This is a genomic window from Corynebacterium vitaeruminis DSM 20294 (assembly GCF_000550805.1).
Lineage (GTDB): Bacteria > Actinomycetota > Actinomycetes > Mycobacteriales > Mycobacteriaceae > Corynebacterium > Corynebacterium vitaeruminis.
Genome location: NZ_CP004353.1, coordinates 1748374 through 1766385, shown reverse-complemented (window position 1 = coordinate 1766385; position 18012 = coordinate 1748374). Strand labels below are relative to the sequence as shown.

Here is an 18012-nt window from a genome sequence, read left to right as displayed (position 1 = left end):
GGCTTTTTGCTGCTTGTCGACGCCTACGGCGCGATGACCACTTCCACGCCCTTGTCGCGCAGTGCCTGCACGAAGGACTCCGGAGCGTTGGCATCGGTGATGATGACGTCGATCTCGGAGATGGCGCCGAAGCTCACGAGGTAGTCAGTGCCCATCTTCGTCGAGTCACACAGCACGACCACTTTGTGGGCGTTGGTGATCATGGCCGACTTGATCGCGGCCTCCTGCGAATCGGCGGTCGACAGGCCGTGGTCGAGGGTGAGCGCGTTGGTTCCGATGAACGCGACGTCCGCACGCATGAGCGCTAGGGTGCGCAGCGCCGTATCGCCGACGACGGCCTGGGTGATGGCGCGCACCGCGCCGCCGAGAAGCTGTACCTCGTCGAGGCCGGAGTTGGCCAGCGAGAGCGCGATGGAGAGGCTGTTGGTCACGATCGACCACTGCTTCGCCTGGGGCTGAACGGCGAGGAGGTCCGCGAGCGCGGCGGTGGTGGTACCGGCGTCGAGGAACATTCCGCCGTTGGCCTCGGGAAGGTAGGCGAGCGCCGCGTGGGCGATGGAGTTCTTCGCGCCCGATGCCGAACGCGCGCGTGTGTCCAGGCTGAACTCGGTGGTCTGGAAAGTCTGGTTGGCAACGGCGCCACCGTGGACGCGGTGGACGACGCCCTCCCGATCCAAGACCGCGAGGTCGCGCCTAATGGTCTCGGCGGTGACATCAAACCGAGAGGCAAGCTCAGTGACGTTGACGCGGCCCTCGACGGCGGTCAGTGAAGCAATCTGTCGGCGACGCTCCTCCGAATACATCTCTATCTCACAACTTTCTTTCAGGATTGACCACGATGCGGACATCGGACATGTCCGAACAATCCGTATGGGAATGAATAACTTAACTTCCATCCATTGTGGCACGCGGGGAGGGGCCCGAGAAGACACTTTCTTTTTGAATGAGGAGTAAACGGGCACTCAATCAGAAATTTGCGAGGAAGAAAACCAGAAAGGCCCGTTTTACTTGCACGGAAATACCAAACAAGCAAACATGTGACTCTCGTCAAAGTGCCGCCGGGCTACCCCAATCAGGGTGTAGAAAAAGACGCGCCCACCGAATTTTCGGTAAACACGTCCCTTTAGGGGTTCGGCAAATCACAGCTTTCGCATAACCGAGACCACCTTGCCCATGATGGTGGCGTCGTTGCCGGGGATCGGGTCAAACGCGGGGTTATGGGGAAGCAGCCACACGCCGGTGGAATCGCGGAAGAACTCCTTCACGGTGGCCTCGCCGTCGATGAGTGCGGCCGCAAACTCGCCCTGTTCGACCACCGGCTGCGAGCGCACAACGACCCAGTCGCCGTCCAAGATTCCGGCCTCGATCATGGACTCGCCCACGACCTGAAGCATGTACAGCTCGCCCTCGCCGACGATGTCCGCGGGCAGCGGGTAATAGGTGTCGATGTTCTCCTCTGCCAGGATGGGTGCACCAGCCGCGATCGATCCCACGACGGGGACCATGTGGGTGCCGGAGGACATGGAAGAAAGCTCTTCCGGGACCTTGTCGGGAACCGGGGCGAGCTTTGCGGCCTTTTTCCCCGGCTTCTTTGGCTGCTCCGGAAGGGCTCGGACGTCCACGGCGCGGGGTTTGTTGGGGTCCCTGCGCAGGAACCCCTTCTTCTCGAGCTCTTTTAGCTGGTAGGCCACTGAAGATGTGGACTGAAGCCCGGCCGCGTCGCCGATCTCGCGGATGCTCGGCGGGTAGCCGCGCAAGACGACCGCGTCCCGGATGACCTCGAGGATCCTGCGCTGTCGCTCGGTGAGCTTCGGTTCCTTGGGCTGTGGCGAAGACTTCTCTGTGCTCATAGTGTGTTGTGTCCTTTGCGTCTATTCGTCGCTCGGGGAGTGGGGACCGGCGCAGCGTGTGGAAAAGGATTCGAAAGGGCGATCTCGAAAACCTATTTGATCTTTCCTAGGACAGTGTAGCGCATGAGGGGACAAACAGGTACACATGTTCGAATTTCGTGTCGCGGGATTGACAACCATTCGAAAACAATCCATAATTTCGAACAGACATGCGAATCGGTTGGTTTCGGTGGGGAACCTTTTGTTTAAGGTTTTGCGTGTTCCTACAGATCGACCTAGTTTTCCTCAAAGGAGTTGTAATGACTATCTTGTCGCCACGTGCCAGCACGCGTCGTCATACTCGTGGCCCGGCCGCGCTTGTCGTTCCCGCTGCTGCAACCTGGGACGGCGGGACACTCGAGATCGGTGCCGGCCTAGCACCGGTTCGCACATTCGATCTAGGGGAAGGTGAACATGTGGAAACGGAGGCTTCCTCGGAAGTCAGCCGTTCGAGCAAGGCCTCCTCTTCGAGCCTCATCGTCGGCTTCTTGCTCGGGCTCACCCTCATGGGCGGCATGCTGGCCACCTGGCCGGAGGATGGGGCGGCGCCAGCCGCTACCGCGCCCGCGGTAAGCCAGGGCCGCTAGGAAAAGGCCACCTGTAGCAACCGGGTATGATGTAGCCGTGCATTGCCCGTTTTGTCACAGTCAGCATTCCAAGGTCATTGACTCGCGCGTCATAGACGGCGGCACGGCGATTCGTCGGCGCCGCGAGTGCAGCGTGTGCCAGGGCCGCTTTACAACCATCGAGAAGGCCCAGCTGCTGGTCATCAAGCGCAACGGCATTACCGAGCCGTTCAGCCGCGAAAAGGTCATCGTCGGCGTCCGCCGTGCCTGCCAGGGGAGGAACGTGTCGGAGGACGCGCTCAAGGTCCTCGCCCAGGAGGTCGAGGAGTCCGTCCGAAACAAGGGCAGCTCGCAGGTGTACGCGAACGACATTGGCCTCGCCATCCTCGATCCGCTCCGCGAGCTGGACGAGGTCGCCTACCTTCGCTTCGCGTCGGTGTACAAATCTTTCGAAAGCGCCGACGACTTCGAGTCGGAGATCCGGCTCATGCGCCGACGCGACCGGCAGAAGGAGTCCTAGGCCCCGAGCGACTGAATCGCCTTGGCGATCTTGCGCTCGGAAACGCTCTGGGCGGTACCCAGGCGCTGTGCGAACAGGCTCACGCGAAGCTCCTGCAGCTGCCACTGGATGTCGCGGATGTTTGACACCCGGATGGAGCCCTTCCGTGCCGAGGACACTTTCTGGCTCAGCTGTGCCTCGAGCTTTTCCACGACTTCCTGTCGCTGCTGGTCCTTGCCGGGGTTCCTGTCCATCTCCTCGAGCCGGATGCTCATGGCCTGCAGGTAGCGGGGGAGGTGCTTGAGCCGTGATACGCCGTGCTTGGACACCGCGTGCTCGGGCAGCAGGAAGTCCAGCTGCCGGTTGAGGTCGTCGATGGCGGCGCCCTTCCAGCCTTTGAGCTGGTTCTGGATGTCAAAGTAGGACACCAGACCGGGTGCGAGCGCGACGATCATTTGTCGCACCCTCCCCGCCACGAGCTGCCGGACGGTGGAGAGCAGGCTCTGGAACTCCTCCGGCGTGCGTACGGGCCCGCCGTGCTCCATCATGAGGTCGCGGATCGCCGCGGTGCGGGCATCGTTGACCAAGCCTTCCGGGCCGCCGTGCGGGTAGTTTTCCACCGCGACGCGCTGCTTGAGGGGGAGCCCGTTGAGCGTCTTCTGGGTGTTCACCGTGATCTCACGCAGCAGCATGGTGAGGTTCGCGCTGAAGATCGACGCCTCTGCCTCCTCCTTCGTGGGCATGGCCCTGACCGCGATGCCGTTGGGGGTGGCCACGAGCGCGGGGTAGGCCTTGACCTTCTGCCCGTCGACGGTGGTCTGGATGGCCTCCTTGACCTCGCCGAGGGTGTCCCTTGTCCAAGTAGTCGTTTCCTTCTGCTCGATGCGGCGGTTGACCCGCGACACGGACGACTTGATCTGTCCCGCGCGGCGGCGCTTGAGGGCGTCGAGGTCGCGGTCGGAGTCGATCACCTTGCCGTGGCGGTCGACGGCGGCGTATCGCATGCGCAGGTGGGCGGGCAGCTTCGTCTGGTCGAAGTCACCGGGCTCGATGGTGATGTGCGTGATCTCGCCTAGGCGCTGCGCGATCTGCTCCAACAGGCCGCCCTCGTCGGGATGGAGCGAGGGGAGGATGCGCTCGGCGAAGTTGGGGGCGGGGACAACCGAGCGGCGGATGTGCTTGGGCAGCGAGCGGATGAGCTCGGTGACGAGCTCGAGGCGCACGCCGGGGACCAGCCACTCGCAGCCCTCCTCGCTGATGCCAGCGAGCAGGGGGATGGGGACCTGCATGGTCACGCCGTCGTCGGGTGCGCCCGGCTCGAACACGTAGGAGAGCTCGAGCTTGAGGGAGTTCTGGTACCAGGTGCTCGGGAACTGTTCCTCGGTCACCTCCTGGGCGTCGTCGTGCAGCAGCTTGTCCGGGTCGAAGTCGAGGAGGGTTGCGTCCTCGCGGGAGGCCTTCTTCCACCAGCGGTCGAAGGTGACGCCGGAGTAGACGGACTCGGGCACGCGGGCGTCGTAGAAGTCGAAGAGGCTGTCCTCATCCACCAGCAAGTCGCGGCGGCGAGCCTTCGCCTCCAGCTCCTCGGCCTCGGCCAGCTTCTCGCTGTTCTTCTTGTAAAAGGCGTGGTGGGTGGTCCACTCGCCCTGAACGAGGGCGTGCCGGATGAACAGCGCACGCGCGTCCTCAGGCTCGACCCGATGAAAGGGGATGAGCCGGTCGACGACGATGGGCACGCCGTAGAGCGTGGCGCGCTCGTAGCACATCGCGTTGACGTGCTTCGTCGACCAGTGGGGCTCGGAGTACTGATGCTTGAGCAGATCCTGGGAGAGCTCCTCGACCCAGCGCGGGTCGATCGCCGCGACGTCGCGCGCCCACAGCCTGGAGGTCTCCACGAGCGCCGAGGCCATGATGAACTGCGGCGGCTTCTTGGACAGCGCGGAGCCCGGGAAGATCGCAAAGCGGGTGTTCCTGGCGCCCTGAAACTCCCTCGACTCGGCGACCCGGATACCAATGTGGGAGAGCAAACCCGACAGCAGCGAGCGGTGGATGGCGTCCTCGTCCGGCTTTTCCACGTCGTCCGCCGGCTTGTCCCAGCCGATCTGGTCACCGATGTTCTGCAGCTGGCGGACAAGATCCCACCACTCGCGGATACGCATGTAGTGAAGGAACTCTGCCTGCATCTTCTTCTTGAAGGCGTTGCCGGACAGCTGGGCGCGCTCGCCGGAGATGTAGTTCCACAGGTTGAGGTAGGTGAGGAAGTCGCTGGTCTTGTCCCTAAACCGGGCGTGGAGCTGGTCGGCCTGGGCCTGTTTTTCCAAGGGGCGTTCCCGAATGTCCTGGATGGACAGCCCGGCGACGATGACGTAGACCGCGCCCAGGCAGCCCAGCTGCTGTCCGGCGACGAGCATGCGCGCCATCCGCGGGTCGACCGGGATCCTCGCGAGCGTGCGTCCGACGCGGGTGAGCGTCGGGGAGCCGTTCTCCGAAGTGGAGTTGGTCAGCGCGCCGAGCTCGTGGAGCAGCAGCAGGCCGTCGCGAATGGAGCGGGTGTCCGGCTTCTGGATGAACGGGAACTCGTCGATGTCGCCTAGGCGAAGGCTGGCCATCTGAAGGATGACGCTGGCCAGGTTGGTGCGCAGGATCTCGGGGTCGGTGAACTCCGGGCGCGCCTCGAAGTCCTCCTCCGAGTACAGGCGGATGGCGATGCCGTCGGCAACGCGGCCGCATCGTCCCGAGCGCTGGTTGGCGCTGGCCTGCGAGATGGGCTCGATAGGCAAGCGCTGAACCTTGTTTTTGAGCGAGTAGCGGGAGATGCGGGCGGTTCCGGTGTCCACCACGAAGTGGATGCCGGGCACGGTCAGCGAGGTCTCGGCGATGTTGGTGGCCAGCACGATGCGGCGCCCGGAGTGCGGGCGAAACACCTTGTGCTGCTCCTCGTTGGACAGCCGGCCGTAGAGGGGAACGACCTCGGCGCCGCGCCACTTCTGGCCCTCGATGGCCTCCCTCGCCTCGCGGATGTCGGCCTCGCCTGCGAAGAAGCACAGGATGTCGCCGTCGCCGTAGCCCATCAGCTCTTGCAGGGCGTCGATGAGGCCGTCGACGGGGTCGATGTCGACCGTCTTCTCGCCCACCTGTGCCTGCAGCGGCCGGTAGAGGATCTCGACGGGGTAGGTGCGTCCGGACACCTCGATGATGGGAGCGGGGTTTCCCTCGGAGTCGGCAAAGTGCTCCGCAAAGCGCTCGGGGTCGATGGTCGCCGAGGTGATGATCACCTTGAGGTCGGGGCGCTTGGGGAGAAGCCGCTTGAGGTAGCCGAGCAGGAAGTCGATGTTGAGGCTGCGCTCGTGCGCCTCGTCGATGATGATCGTGTCGTAGGCGTTGAGGTAGCGGTCCCGCTGCATCTCAGCCAGCAGGATGCCGTCCGTCATGATCTTCACGGCGGTCTGCTTGGAGACCACGTCGTCGAAGCGGATGGCGTAGCCGACTAGATCGCCGATTTCGGTCTCGGTCTCGGCGGCGATGCGCTCGGCGACCGTGCGGGCTGCGAGCCTGCGCGGCTGGGTGTGCCCGATCATTCCCCGCACGCCGCGGCCGAGCTCGAGGCAGATCTTGGGGATCTGGGTGGTCTTGCCGGAGCCGGTCTCGCCAGCGATGATCACGACCTGGTGATTGGCGATGGCCTCGGCGATGTCGTCCTTGCGGGCCGAGACGGGCAGCTGCTCGGGGAAGGAGATCTCCGGTATGGACAGCCTGCGCAGCTCCACGTCTTCCGCCGCGCGGGTGATGTCGTTGGCGATGGCGTCGAAGGCGGCCGCGGAGCGCGCCTTGTGGAGCCGGCGCCGGAAACCGTAGTCGTCGGCAAGGCTAACTAATTCGAGTTGGGAAAGGAGCTCATCCCTGCGCCTTAAGGCCTCGGGGTTTGGCGGAGTCGCCTTCCTTTTCGCGTGGCGCGGGTGGTTGCCGCGGGGCGAGGGATGCCGGGGGGAGTCAGCGTGGTTGTTCATAGTCAAGTGACATTGTAACTACCGCGCACCGGGCGGAATAACCGCGGCCGGAAACGATTCCGGCTAGGAAATCGACTTGGCGAACGCGCCCGCGACGAGCGTGCCCAGCTTGTGGAACTCCTCGCCGCGCGAGCTGGAGGAGCGGTACACCAGGCCCACCTTGCGGGAGGCGGTGACGTTGGGATTGAAGTGCGCGGTAGCAATCGTGGGGCGCGTGCACTCGATGCTCACCGCCGACTCGGGGACCAGCGTGCCGCCGATTCCCGCGCCGACCAGCTGGAGCACGGTGGTCAGGGACGCCGCGCGGGTCTCCGCCAGCGGGGAGTTCTCCGGGTTGACCTCCACCTGGCGGCAGAGGTCCACGATCTGGTCGTGGAGGCAGTGGCCGTCCTCGAGGAGCAGGAGGTCGATGTCCTTGAGGTTTTCCAGCTGGAGATCCTCGCGGTGGGCGAAGGTGTGGTCGTGGGGGACGACCATGATGAAGTGCTCGTCGTACAGCGGAATCTCCACCAAGCCCTGCTGCTCGGTGGGAAGCGCCAGCACGGCGCAGTCGATCTGGCCGTCTTTGAGCTGCCTAAACAGGTGCTTCGTCTGATCCTCGACGATGCGGAGCTCGAGCTCGGGGTAATCGTGCTGCACGCTTTCTAAGAGCCACGGCAATATATAGGGGGCGATGGTGGGGATGATGCCGATGGACATGGGGCCGGCGAGCGTGCCGGAGGCGCCGTGGGCGTGGGCGATAAAGGCGTCCGCCGCGTCTAGCGTCGACTTCGCGTAGGGGAGGAGCGCTTCCCCCGCGGGGGTAACAATAACCTTGCGCGTCGAGCGCTCGATGAGCTGGACGCCCAGCCCCGCCTCGAGGGCGACGAGCGCCTGGGAGAGCGACGGCTGGGAAATGTTGAGCTTGGCTGCAGCGGTTCCGAAGTGCTTGTTTTCAGCGATCGTCACGAAAGTCCGCAGCTGCGCGAGAGTGGGCCGATACTCTTTATTGTTCATACCTATAAACTATATACAAATTTAACGTGATTTCATATTGACGAATCGAAAGAAGATAGGCATAATGTATTGCAGGCTCGAAATTAGTTAAGAAAGTCAATCAGAACTTTCTTTTCCACTTCCTAGCGCTTCCTTGGAGCGGAGCTTAAGATCAGTTTTGGTGGCAGGGCTCAAGATTCTGCCGGGCCTCATCGCCCACTCCTATGCTCCGTGGTCACAGTGGGCCGCGGAGGCGAGGAGCGGGGATAGAAGGGCCCGACACAGGCGGCGGATTGGCCCCTAACCGCTATTGTCTTCAAAAATCGACCCCACATATGGAGGAAAAGATGGCTATTAAGACCGTTGGTGAGAAGTTCCCTGAGTTTTCTCTCGTTGCCCTCAAGGGCGGCGACCTGCACGATGTCAACGCCACCCAGCCGGAAGACTACTTCGAGACGGTGAGCTCTGACAGCTACGAGGGTAAGTGGAAGGTTGTCTTCTTCTACCCGAAGGACTTCACCTTCGTCTGCCCCACCGAGATCGCCGCATTCGGCAAGCTCGACGAGGAGTTCCAGGACCGCGACACCCAGATCCTCGGCGGCTCCATCGACAACGAGTTCTCCCACTTCAACTGGCGTGCAACCCACCCGGAGCTGAAGGAGATCCCGTTCCCGATGTTCTCCGACATCAAGCACGAGCTCATCCGCGAGCTCGGCGTCGAGAACGCCGACGGCGTTGCTGACCGCGCCACCTTCATCGTCGACCCCGACGGCATCATCCAGTTCGTGTCCGTCACCCCGGACGCTGTGGGCCGCAACGTCGACGAGGTCCTCCGCGTCCTGGACGCCCTGCAGTCCGAGGAGGTCTGCGCCTGCAACTGGCAGAAGAACGACCCGACCAAGAACATCGACAAGATGTCCGTCATCCAGGAAGGCCTGAAGTAACCGCCTATGTCTATCGAGAATCTGAAGTCTTCGCTCCCTGAGTACGCGAAGGATCAAAAGCTGAACCTCGGCTCCCTGACCCGCTCCACCGAGCTGAGCGAGCAGCAGCTGTGGGGAACCCTGCTGGCCTGTGCCGCTGCCACCCGCAACGACACCGTCCTCTCCGAGGTCATGGAAGAGGCAAGCGAGCACCTTTCTCCCGAGGCTGTCGAGGCCGCGTTTGGTGCCGCTACCGTCATGGCTATGAACAATGTTGGTTACCGCGCCAAGAACTGGCTCGGCGACGATTACGCGCAGGTCAAGTTCGGTATGCGCATGAACATCATCTCTAAGCCGGGTGTGGAGAAGGCAGATTTCGAGCTGTGGTCTCTCGCGGTTTCCTCCATCAACGGCTGTGAGCACTGCCTCATCGCCCACGCGGGCACCGTCCGCGAGGAGGGCCTGACCAAGGAGCAGGTGTGGGAGGCCGTCAAGGTCGCCGCCGTCATCCAGGCCGTCGCCCAGGCGGTCCAGATCGAGGCAGCCCGCTAAGGCATCCTTTTCGGTCGCGTCGTTCGCGGCCGCGCCCCAGGTTCGCATTTCGCGGCCTGGGGCTTTGCTTGTGCTTGTCGACGGCCATGGCGCGCGGCCGCCCGATCAAAGCTGCTGCAGCTCCACCGAGTGCGCGCGCACCTCGCCAGCCTCGTCGGAGGCGTCGAGGTCGACGAGGATGCGCAGCCGGAAGGCGTTGTCGCCCGCGGGGTCCTTGAGCGTCTGCAGGACCTCCCAGCGGCGGGCGTTGCCCTCCACGCTGCGGGCGCAGCGGAAGTAGTCCTTGCCCCTGGCCTCGGGCCCGAGGTCGATGTCGTCGTACTCGTCGAAGTAGGCGTCGAGCTCGTCGGGCCAGCTGGGCTGCTCCTTGAGGTAGGAGAACATGGCCTCGAGCTCGTCCTCCTTCTCCATGCCGAACAGGTGCACCACGCGGAAGGCGAAGTTGCGCACCATGATCTCGAAGGCGCGGGCGTTCGCCGTGAGCGCGGTCGGGTCCTCGACGCCGAAGGCGAGCTCCTGGGCCAGCGTGTCCTGGCTGATGGGGGCGTCGGGGTCGGCCATCTGCGCCCACTCGTCGACCAGCGAGGAGTCGACTTGCCGGACGAGCTCTCCCAGCCACACGATGACGTCGTCGAGTTCGTCGGTGAGCGCGTCGACGGGGATCGTGTGCTGCAGCGTCTTCCACGCGTCGGTCAGGTACCGCAAAACGACGCCCTCGGCTCGGGCGATCCCGTAGGTGGCGATGAGGTCGGAGAAGGTCATGCCCTTCTCGATCATCTCGCGGATGACGGACTTGGGGCTCAGGCTAAACTCCCGCGCCCAGGGGTGGCCGGCGGAGTAGGTGTCGTAGGCGTTCTCGAGCAGCTCCTCGAGCGGGCGCGGCCAGGTGATCTCCTCCACCAGCTGCATGCGCTCGGTGTAGTCCACGCCCTCGGATTTCAGCCTGGCGATCTCCTCGCCGCGGGCGGCCTTCTGCTGCGCGATGAGCAGCGGCCGGGGATCCTCCAGCACCGCCTCGAAGACGCTGATGACGTCGAAGGTGTAGTTCTCCGACTCGCGGTCGAGCAGCTCGAGTGCGGCGAGCGCGAACGGGGCCAGCGGCTGGTTGAGCGCGAAGTCGCGCTGGAGGTCCTCGGTGATCTCGTAGGACAGCTCGCCCGCCTCGCGCCTTTCCACCACGATGCCCGCCTGGACGAGTCCGCGGAAGAGCTCGATGGCCTTGAGGATGTCCTTGTTCTGGCGGTCGCGGGTGTTGTGGTTCCCGCGCAGCAGCGCCTTCAGGTTTCCGTACACGTCCCCGCCGCGCGCGATGACATTGAGCAGCACCGAGTTGGACGCCCGGAACTGGCTGGTCAGCGGCTCGGCCTCGGCTTCGATGAGCCGCTCGTAGGTCTTGGCGGTCCAGGTGACCTCGCCCTCGCGGGCGGACTTCTTTCGGATCTTCTTCAGCTTCTTGGGGTCGGAGCCTGCGCGCTCGCGGGCGCGCCAGTTCTCGATCTCGTGCTCGGTCGCCTCGATGATGACGTATCCGACCGTGTCGTAGCCCGCGCGCCCGGCGCGCCCGGCGATCTGGTGGAACTCGCGCGAGGCGAGGATGCGCTGCTTGGTGCCGTCGAACTTGGCCAGTCCGGTGAACAAGACGGTGCGGATGGGCACGTTGATGCCCACGCCGAGGGTGTCCGTACCGCAGATCACCTTGAGCAGGCCGGTCTGCGAGAGCTTTTCGACGAGCCTACGGTACTTGGGCAGCATTCCCGCGTGGTGCACACCGATGCCCTTGCGCACGAGCTTGGACAGCGTCTGCCCGAAGGTGGTGGTGAACTTGAAGTCGCCGATCTCCTGGCGGATCCGCTCTTTTTCCTCGGGCGTGAGGATGTTGAGGCTGCCCAGCGACTGGGCGCGCTCGACGGCCTCGCGCTGCGTGAAGTGCACGACGTAGACCGGCGCCTTGCCCGTACTGAGGATGTTCTCGATAGTCTCGTGGACCGGCGTGTACACGAACTCGAAGTCGAGGGGGACGGGGCGTTCGGCGTCGCTGCCCACGAGGTTGGTTGCGCGGCCCGTGCGCGCGGACAGGTCCGTGGAGATGCCGGAGACGTCGCCCAGGGTGGCGGACATGAGCAGGAACTGGGCCTTGGGAAGCTCCAAGAGCGGCACCTGCCAGGCCCAGCCGCGGTCGGGCTCGGAGTAGTAGTGGAACTCGTCCATGACCACCTGGTCGATCCGGGAGTCGGGGCCCTCGCGCAGGGCGATGTTGGCCACGATCTCCGCGGTCGCGCAGATGATCGGCGCGTTGCCGTTGACGGTGGCGTCGCCGGTCATCATGCCCACCGACTCCGGCCCGAAGATCTCGCACAGGGCGAAGAACTTCTCGCTCACCAGCGCCTTGATGGGTGCGGTGTAGAAGCTGCGCTGGCCGCGGGCCATCGCGATGAAGTGGGCGGCGATGGCCACCATCGACTTTCCCGAGCCCGTCGGCGTGGCCAGGATGACGTTGTCCTCCGCCAAGATGCCGAGCGCGGCCTCCTCCTGTGCGGGGTAGAGGGTGATCCCGCGGTCGCGAGTCCACGAGATAAACGAGTCGAAGATCGACTCGTCGACGAGCGACTCGGGGACTTCCTTGAGGTCTGGCAGCATCTGGGTGAGATTCACAATTACTCACCTTAGTGGGACGCGCGAAGGGGGTGCCACTTGCGGCGGCACCCCCTTGGTGGAAGTCTTTCCCTTATTCCTGCGGGTCCTCGGGCGCGTCGCCGCCCGACTGTTCGTCCAGCTCGGCGAGGAAACGCTCGAACTCCTCGCCGAGGGTGTCCGCGTCGACCTCCTCGTCGTACTTGGGCAGGAGCACGTTGGGGTTGCGTTCGCGGTAGCGCTCGAGCTCCTGGTCGTACTGCTGCTCCAGCATCCGGACGACCTGCTCGATCTCCGGCGAGCTAGCGATCTGCTCCTCGATCTGCTGGCTGGTGCGTTCCGCGTCCCGTTCCAGCGCCTTGAGCGGCAGCTGGAGCCCGGCGGCCTCGGCGACCGCCTCCAGCAGGCGCAGCGTGGCCTGCGGGTAGGGGGAGCTGGACAGGTAGTGCGGCACGTGCGCGGTGTATCCCGCGACGCTGAGCCCGCGCTTGTTCAGGAGCCGCTCCAGCTGGAGCGACGCAGATCCGGGGACGGTGATCTTCGAATCGATGGTGAACTGGTTTTCCAGCAGCTTGGCGGAGTTTCCGTGGGCGGAGACCACCATGGGGCGGGTGTGCGGCACGGTCATGGGCGCGGCGTAGAGGCAGATCGTCTGGCTCACGCCGAACTTCTCCACTAGGTCTGCCACGGCCTTGGTAAACGCCTCCCACCGAAGATCCGGCTCGGGGCCGCTGAGGAGGAGGAAGGGGGTGCCCACGTTGTCCCGCATGACGTTGATGCCTAGGCGGATGTCCTCCACGCCCACCACGGTGTTGTGGTCGATGGTGACCGCGGGGCGGCGGGATCGGTAGTCGATGAGCTCGTCGTTGTTGAAGCTTGCCAGCAGGCGGTGGTCCAGCGCCGCCAGGAGGTGGTTCGCGGTGCTGTCCACGGCGTGTCCGGCGTCCGCGTAACCCTGCAAAGCCACGACCAGCGTGGGTCCTTCAGCGCCAGGGTTTGCGACGAAAGGCGCTGGGAATTGCAGCTCGTACATGCTCTCGTTTTCTCGTGGCATGATCGTTCTCCTTCGCAATATGTTCTGGCTGGGCGGAGATGATGCACACCCCGCCCGTGTACTTTCATCAACGCGCCGCACGGAACATTTGTTCCATACCGGCGTGGATAGGAACGTTCCAGCCTAGCAAGGCGCGCGTGCGTGCGCGAGGCGAGGAAAGGGGGCCTGTGGATAAGTCGTCACACTAGCACCAGCAGGTCGGTTATCCACAGATTCTCCCCGAGGGGGTTGCGCGGGCTTGACCTAGCTGGAGAAGGTGTGTCCATGACGAACTTCTCAGACAAAAACCGCCCGTGTCATGGGCCAATCAGCAATCCGGGCACGCTGCTCGCGAACCTCCCAGGCATCCTCGGCTTCTACCCGCACGACTCCGTGATCCTCGCGGGCTTCCATGACGGCGAGGTGGGGAACATTCACACGCTCGGACCGGTCCTCCGGCTCAACATCGACGATCTGCGCTTCCTGGACGATGCGTGCGAGGCGCTCGCGCGCACCGGGGTGGCCTTCTGCTTCGCCTTCGTTATCGGCGACGAGGAGGACAACCGCGACGCGGGCGTCTTCGACCTGCTCCTAGCCGCCGCGAGCTGCGGGGAGGTACCCATCCTCGGGGCGTGGCACGCGCCGGAGATCGCGACGGGTAGCCCCTATGCGCTCATTTTCGCCGAGGACGGCGGCCCGGGCCCGCACTCCGAGTGGATGAGCGGAAGCATTCCGCTCGTCGCCGATTCGATCACCATGCGCGGGCTGGTCGGGGCTGGCGAGCTGCCTGACGTCGACCGGGAGGAGGCGATGGCCTTCTTCAGGCTCGTGGAAGTCCTCTCTGACCCCGGGGAGACCGCCGAGCGCGCGCAGGCGATGGAGTCGGCGTTGCTCCACGATCCGCACGGTCTGCGCGCCGCGCTAGAGGAACTACGCACCGTTTTGCATTCGCTTTCCGACGACCAGGGCGACGAAGCGAGAGATCGCGCGGCCGAGGCCCTTGCCCCGTGGCTGGCGCGGACTTGGCTGCGCGACTGCGTGATCTCCGTGCTCTTCGAGCTCAAACACGAGGCCCGGGTGGCCCTCGTGGAGGTCTCCCAGCGGAACTCGGGCGAGGTTCGTGCCAACGCGCTGGCGATCTACGCGGCCCTCGTGCTGGGCGAGCCCGCGAGCTTTAGGGCGCCCATCGCGCTCGCGATCGCGCAGGAGGAGTGCCCGGGGCATCGCCTTTCCCAGCTGCTGCTCCAGGGGTACCAGCAGGGGATAGGGGTAGGCGTTGTCGAGACGATGAAGCGCGGGAGCTTGGCGACGCTGGAAAGCGCCGGGGTACTGGGCGAGGGCGACCTCGCGGCATGAATAAACCCCGGGGAGCGTGCTCTCCGGGGCGTGTCTTAGGGCCTTAGCGGCGCGCGCTGTGCGCGCGGTCGCCGAGCGCCGAGGTGAACGCCCATGCGTCCTCGACGATGGTCTTCAGATCGGTGAACTGCGGCTTCCAGCCGAGCTCCTTCATGGCCTTCTCGGAGGAGGCGATGAGGACCGCGGGGTCACCCGCGCGCCGGGGTGCGACCTCCGCGGGGATCGGGTGGCCGGTCACCTCGCGGCAGGCCTCGATGACCTGCTTGACGGAGTAGCCGTCGCCGGAGCCAAGGTTGAGGATCCGGTGGCTGCCGGGGGTGTTGCTCTCCAGCGCGAGGGCGTGGGCCTCGGCGAGGTCGCGGATGTGGATGTAGTCGCGGATCGGGGTGCCGTCCGGGGTGGGCCAGTCGTCACCGAACATGAAGATCTTGTCGCGGTGGCCGAGCGCTACCTGCAGGACGAGCGGGATGAGGTGGGTCTCCACCTCGCGGTTCTCGCCGGTGTCGCCGTAGGCGCCCGCCACGTTGAAGTAGCGCAGGCTGGTGGCTGCGAGGCCGAAGGCGTTGGCGTAGGAGGTGATGGCGTAGTCGATGGCCAGCTTCGTCGCGCCGTAGGGGTTGGTGGGCTTGGTCTCGGCGTCCTCGGTGATCGGGACGACCTTGGGCTCGCCGTACGTGGCCGCCGTCGAGGAGAAGACCAAGCTGTTGACGTTGTTCGCGCGCATGGCGTCGAGAAGCGACAGCGTGGTGACGAAGTTGTGGTGCCAGTACTCGTCGGGCTTTTCCACCGACTCACCCACGAGTGAGCGGGCGGCGAAGTGGAGGACCGCGTCGAAGTCGCCGGAGGAGAGGACCTCGTTTGCCTTCTCGCGCGCGTCGCCTTCGATGAGCTGCGCGCCGGTGGGGACGGCGTCGCGGTTGCCCGTGCTGAAATTGTCGATGACGACCACGTCGTGGCCTTTTTCCATCAGGACCTTGGCACACACGCTGCCGACGTAGCCGGCACCGCCGGTGACCAAAAGCTTCATGATCTGCTCACAATCTTCCTCGATGTTCCGCGGGCGTACGCGCGCGGGAGACGTGTCCGTATCTCTTATGTTAACGCTAACACTCTAAACGAGGTTGACGCGGACCGCGTGAGCAAGGTCATCGACGAGCTCGACCGTGTGGCCGTCGTGGGTGAGGAAGACGCGGCCGCCCTTGTTCTCCAAGGTGCAAGTCGTGCCGACGGTGATGCCCGCCTTCATCAGGGCGGAGAACTGCTCGGAGTCTACCTGGAGGATCTCGTTGATGAGCGCGATCGTCACCTCGACCAGGCCGTTCTCCGGGACGTCGATGGCGCGGGTGCCCGGCTCGGCGTCGGTGTCTTTGTCCACGCCGAGCTCCTTGAGGCCGGGGATGGGGTTGCCGAAGGGGGAGCGGTCGACGTCGGAGAGCACCGCCACGAGGCGGCGCTCGACCTCGTCGCTCATCACGTGCTCCCAGCGGCAGGCCTCGTCGTGGACCTTCTGGATGTCGAGGCCGATGATGTCGGTCAGCAGGCGCTCGGCAAGCCGGTGCTTCCGCATGACCGCGGTGGCCAGCTCGCGGCCGGCGGGGGTCATCTGCAGGCTGCGGTCGCTGGCGACGACGACGAGGCCGTCGCGCTCCATGCGGGCCACCGTCTGGCTGACGGTGGGGCCGGACTGCTCAAGCCGTTCGGCGATGCGCGCGCGGAGGGGGGTAACGCCTTCTTCTTCCAGCTCGTAGATGGTGCGAAGGTACATCTCTGTGGTGTCGACCAAGTCCTTCATTCGACTAATTCTCCTTAAATGACGCGCGTTTCATCATCGAATGCACCCACGGGCCACATGTGTATGCATTTCTATAAATACTTACTGCTAGATAACTATCCACATTCTAGCCCGCGAGGTGCGCCGACTGGGTGGCGAACCTGTGGGTGATTGCAATGATAGTAGCAAATATGGGAAGCGCAATTTTGTATAAGTAATAGTTATCTATGGTGACAAAAAAGAACCCGGCCCGCGGGGGCCAGGTTCGGAGGAGGATTTAGAAGGCGTATTCGCGGAGGCGGTCCGCCCGGGAGCCGTCGCGGAGCTTGCTCATGACCTCGCGCTCGATCTGGCGGACGCGCTCACGGGAAAGCCCGAACTGGCGGCCAATCTGGTCGAGCGTGCGCGGGACGCCGTCGTCGAGACCGTAGCGCATGCGGATGACGTCCTGCTCGCGCTGCTCTAGGGTCTGGAGGACGTCGCGGATGTCGGAGTGGCGAAGCGATGCCACCACCGCGGACTCGGCGTCGGCCGCCTCGGAGTCCTCGATGAAGTCGCCCAGCGGCGCCTCCTCGTCCGCGCCCACGGGCATGTCCAGGCTCACCGGGTCGCGGGACTGGCGGAGCAGGATCTCGATCTTGGACTCGTCGATGCCCGACTCCTCGGCCAGCTCCTCGTTGGTGGCCTCGCGGCCGAGGTTCTGGTACATCTCGCGCTTGATGCGGGAGAGCTTGTTGACCTGCTCGACCAGGTGGACGGGCAGGCGGATGGTGCGCGACTGGTCCGCCATGCCGCGGGTGATGGCCTGGCGGATCCACCAGGTGGCGTAGGTGGAGAACTTAAAGCCCTTGGAGTAGTCGAACTTCTCCATCGCGCGGATAAGGCCGAGGTTGCCCTCCTGGATGAGATCCAGCAGCGGCATCCCGCGCCCGGTGTAGCGCTTGGCCAGCGACACCACGAGGCGCAGGTTGGCCTCAAGCAGGTGGCTGCGGGCTTTTCGGCCCTCCTTGACCAAGACCTTGAGGTCGCGCTTCATCGCGCGGGTGAGCGGCTCCGGGGAGTTTTCCAACAGGTGCTCTGCGTACAGCCCCACCTCAATCGTCTGCGCCAGTTCGACCTCGTCCTCGGCCGTCAGAAGGGCGGTCTTGCCGATACCGTTGAGATAGACCCTCACGAGGTCGGCGGAAGGATTGTCATTGCTTTGGCCTCGTCGGCTGCCGCGGTCGATCTCCTCAGCTTCAGGTTCATGAACTGCAGGGCTTGTCATGTACAACCTCCTATTGTGTGGCGCCTCTTTCCTACCAACGGGGAACCTCCTCCGAAAGTTCCATCGAGGGAGAAATCGCCCGTGAACTGGAGGTAGTTCTATTCACACTCGACGAGGACGGTGAACGGCCCCTCGTTGACCGAGGCCACCTTCATCATCGCCCCGAAGCGGCCCTCTTCCACGCGCAGCCCCATGCCGCGCAGCTCGGCCACGATCTTGTCGATGACGGGCTTGGCCACCTCGCCCCTGGCCGCGGCGGACCAGGACGGCCGACGCCCCTTGGCCGTTGCCCCCATGAGGGTGAACTGGCTGACCACGAGCACCGGCGCCTGCGCCTGGAGGACGTTGCGCTCGCCCTCGAGGATGCGCAGCTCCGCGATCTTGCGCGCCATCGTGCGCCAGGCGTCCTCCGAATCCTCAGCACCCACGCCGACGAGGGCGAGGATCCCGCCGGTCTCGGGGCACTCGATGGCGCCGACGACCTCGCCGTCGACCGTGACGCTGGCGCTGCTTACTCGGGCCAGCACTGCTTTCATGGAGCTT

Annotated in this window: 15 protein-coding genes; 5 read left to right on the top strand and 10 right to left on the bottom strand. The window is 64.6% G+C overall.

Annotated features, from left to right (window positions below; genetic code table 11):
• Positions 1-23: 23 nt before the first annotated feature.
• Both B843_RS08090 and lexA read right to left on the bottom strand, forming a co-directional pair.
• Complete coding sequence (locus tag B843_RS08090) at positions 24-803, bottom strand: DeoR/GlpR family DNA-binding transcription regulator (protein ID WP_025253003.1); 780 nt, start codon at positions 801-803, stop codon at positions 24-26.
• 336 nt (positions 804-1139) lie between these two features.
• Positions 1140-1850, bottom strand: a complete 711-nt coding sequence (gene lexA / locus B843_RS08085; RefSeq protein WP_025253002.1) for a transcriptional repressor LexA — start codon at positions 1848-1850, stop codon at positions 1140-1142.
• A gap of 455 nt (positions 1851-2305) precedes the next feature.
• Between lexA and B843_RS13820 the strand changes: the two genes are divergently transcribed.
• Complete coding sequence (locus B843_RS13820; RefSeq protein WP_155895127.1) at positions 2306-2476, top strand: hypothetical protein; 171 nt, start codon at positions 2306-2308, stop codon at positions 2474-2476.
• A 37-nt stretch (positions 2477-2513) separates the two neighbouring features.
• Positions 2514-2975, top strand: coding sequence for a transcriptional regulator NrdR (nrdR, locus tag B843_RS08080; protein ID WP_025253001.1), 462 nt, complete (start codon positions 2514-2516; stop codon positions 2973-2975).
• Here nrdR and hrpA read toward each other — a convergent pair.
• Together hrpA and B843_RS08070 are read right to left on the bottom strand one after the other, a co-directional pair.
• A complete protein-coding gene (hrpA, locus tag B843_RS08075) occupies positions 2972-6961 on the bottom strand; it encodes an ATP-dependent RNA helicase HrpA (protein ID WP_025253000.1) in 3990 nt (1329 codons plus the stop codon). The genes nrdR and hrpA overlap by 4 nt on opposite strands.
• A 63-nt stretch (positions 6962-7024) precedes the next feature.
• Complete coding sequence (locus B843_RS08070) at positions 7025-7957, bottom strand: LysR substrate-binding domain-containing protein (protein ID WP_025252999.1); 933 nt, start codon at positions 7955-7957, stop codon at positions 7025-7027.
• Positions 7958-8283: 326 nt separating this feature from the next.
• Here B843_RS08070 and B843_RS08065 point away from each other — a divergent pair, with 326 nt between their 5' ends.
• Positions 8284-8880 carry a peroxiredoxin gene (locus tag B843_RS08065; RefSeq protein ID WP_025252998.1) on the top strand — a complete coding sequence of 199 codons (597 nt, stop codon included), beginning with the start codon at positions 8284-8286 and terminating at the stop codon, positions 8878-8880.
• 6 nt (positions 8881-8886) lie between these two features.
• Complete coding sequence (locus B843_RS08060; RefSeq protein ID WP_025252997.1) at positions 8887-9411, top strand: carboxymuconolactone decarboxylase family protein; 525 nt, start codon at positions 8887-8889, stop codon at positions 9409-9411.
• A 105-nt stretch (positions 9412-9516) separates the two neighbouring features.
• Here the strand turns inward: B843_RS08060 and B843_RS08055 are convergent, their stop codons facing one another.
• Positions 9517-12063 (bottom strand): DEAD/DEAH box helicase, encoded by a 2547-nt coding sequence (locus B843_RS08055; RefSeq protein ID WP_025252996.1) that lies wholly within the window; start codon positions 12061-12063, stop codon positions 9517-9519.
• Positions 12064-12136: 73 nt separating this feature from the next.
• Positions 12137-13096, bottom strand: a complete 960-nt coding sequence (locus B843_RS08050) for a PAC2 family protein (protein WP_025252995.1) — start codon at positions 13094-13096, stop codon at positions 12137-12139.
• 264 nt (positions 13097-13360) lie between these two features.
• Here B843_RS08050 and B843_RS08045 point away from each other — a divergent pair, with 264 nt between their 5' ends.
• Positions 13361-14431: a DUF4192 domain-containing protein gene (locus B843_RS08045; protein WP_025252994.1), complete on the top strand. Its 1071-nt coding sequence runs from the start codon at positions 13361-13363 to the stop codon at positions 14429-14431.
• Between the two features lie 43 nt (positions 14432-14474).
• Here the strand turns inward: B843_RS08045 and galE are convergent, their stop codons facing one another.
• From galE to dtd, 4 genes are all read right to left on the bottom strand, one after another.
• The gene (gene galE / locus B843_RS08040) at positions 14475-15458 is read right to left on the bottom strand and encodes a UDP-glucose 4-epimerase GalE (RefSeq protein ID WP_025252993.1); all 984 of its coding nucleotides are present in this window, start codon (positions 15456-15458) and stop codon (positions 14475-14477) included.
• Between the two features lie 84 nt (positions 15459-15542).
• Complete coding sequence (locus tag B843_RS08035; protein WP_025252992.1) at positions 15543-16223, bottom strand: metal-dependent transcriptional regulator; 681 nt, start codon at positions 16221-16223, stop codon at positions 15543-15545.
• A 256-nt stretch (positions 16224-16479) separates the two neighbouring features.
• Positions 16480-17469 (bottom strand): sigma-70 family RNA polymerase sigma factor, encoded by a 990-nt coding sequence (locus B843_RS08030; protein ID WP_025252991.1) that lies wholly within the window; start codon positions 17467-17469, stop codon positions 16480-16482.
• A 98-nt stretch (positions 17470-17567) separates the two neighbouring features.
• Entirely contained in the window at positions 17568-18005 is a 438-nt protein-coding gene (dtd, locus tag B843_RS08025; protein WP_025252990.1) for a D-aminoacyl-tRNA deacylase, read from the bottom strand.
• Between the last annotated feature and the right edge of the window lie 7 nt (positions 18006-18012).

What these genes read in the sequence shown, in the direction of transcription:
- B843_RS08090 (WP_025253003.1), bottom strand. Translation starts at nt 803, where the DNA reads ATGTATTCGGAGGAGCGTCGCCGACAGATTGCTTCACTGACCGCCGTC.
- lexA (WP_025253002.1), bottom strand. Translation starts at nt 1,850, where the DNA reads ATGAGCACAGAGAAGTCTTCGCCACAGCCCAAGGAACCGAAGCTCACC.
- hrpA (WP_025253000.1), bottom strand. Translation starts at nt 6,961, where the DNA reads ATGAACAACCACGCTGACTCCCCCCGGCATCCCTCGCCCCGCGGCAAC.
- B843_RS08070 (WP_025252999.1), bottom strand. Translation starts at nt 7,957, where the DNA reads ATGAACAATAAAGAGTATCGGCCCACTCTCGCGCAGCTGCGGACTTTC.
- B843_RS08065 (WP_025252998.1), top strand. Translation starts at nt 8,284, where the DNA reads ATGGCTATTAAGACCGTTGGTGAGAAGTTCCCTGAGTTTTCTCTCGTT.
- B843_RS08060 (WP_025252997.1), top strand. Translation starts at nt 8,887, where the DNA reads ATGTCTATCGAGAATCTGAAGTCTTCGCTCCCTGAGTACGCGAAGGAT.
- B843_RS08050 (WP_025252995.1), bottom strand. Translation starts at nt 13,096, where the DNA reads ATGCCACGAGAAAACGAGAGCATGTACGAGCTGCAATTCCCAGCGCCT.
- B843_RS08045 (WP_025252994.1), top strand. Translation starts at nt 13,361, where the DNA reads ATGACGAACTTCTCAGACAAAAACCGCCCGTGTCATGGGCCAATCAGC.
- galE (WP_025252993.1), bottom strand. Translation starts at nt 15,458, where the DNA reads ATGAAGCTTTTGGTCACCGGCGGTGCCGGCTACGTCGGCAGCGTGTGT.
- B843_RS08035 (WP_025252992.1), bottom strand. Translation starts at nt 16,223, where the DNA reads ATGAAGGACTTGGTCGACACCACAGAGATGTACCTTCGCACCATCTAC.
- B843_RS08030 (WP_025252991.1), bottom strand. Translation starts at nt 17,469, where the DNA reads ATGACAAGCCCTGCAGTTCATGAACCTGAAGCTGAGGAGATCGACCGC.
- dtd (WP_025252990.1), bottom strand. Translation starts at nt 18,005, where the DNA reads ATGAAAGCAGTGCTGGCCCGAGTAAGCAGCGCCAGCGTCACGGTCGAC.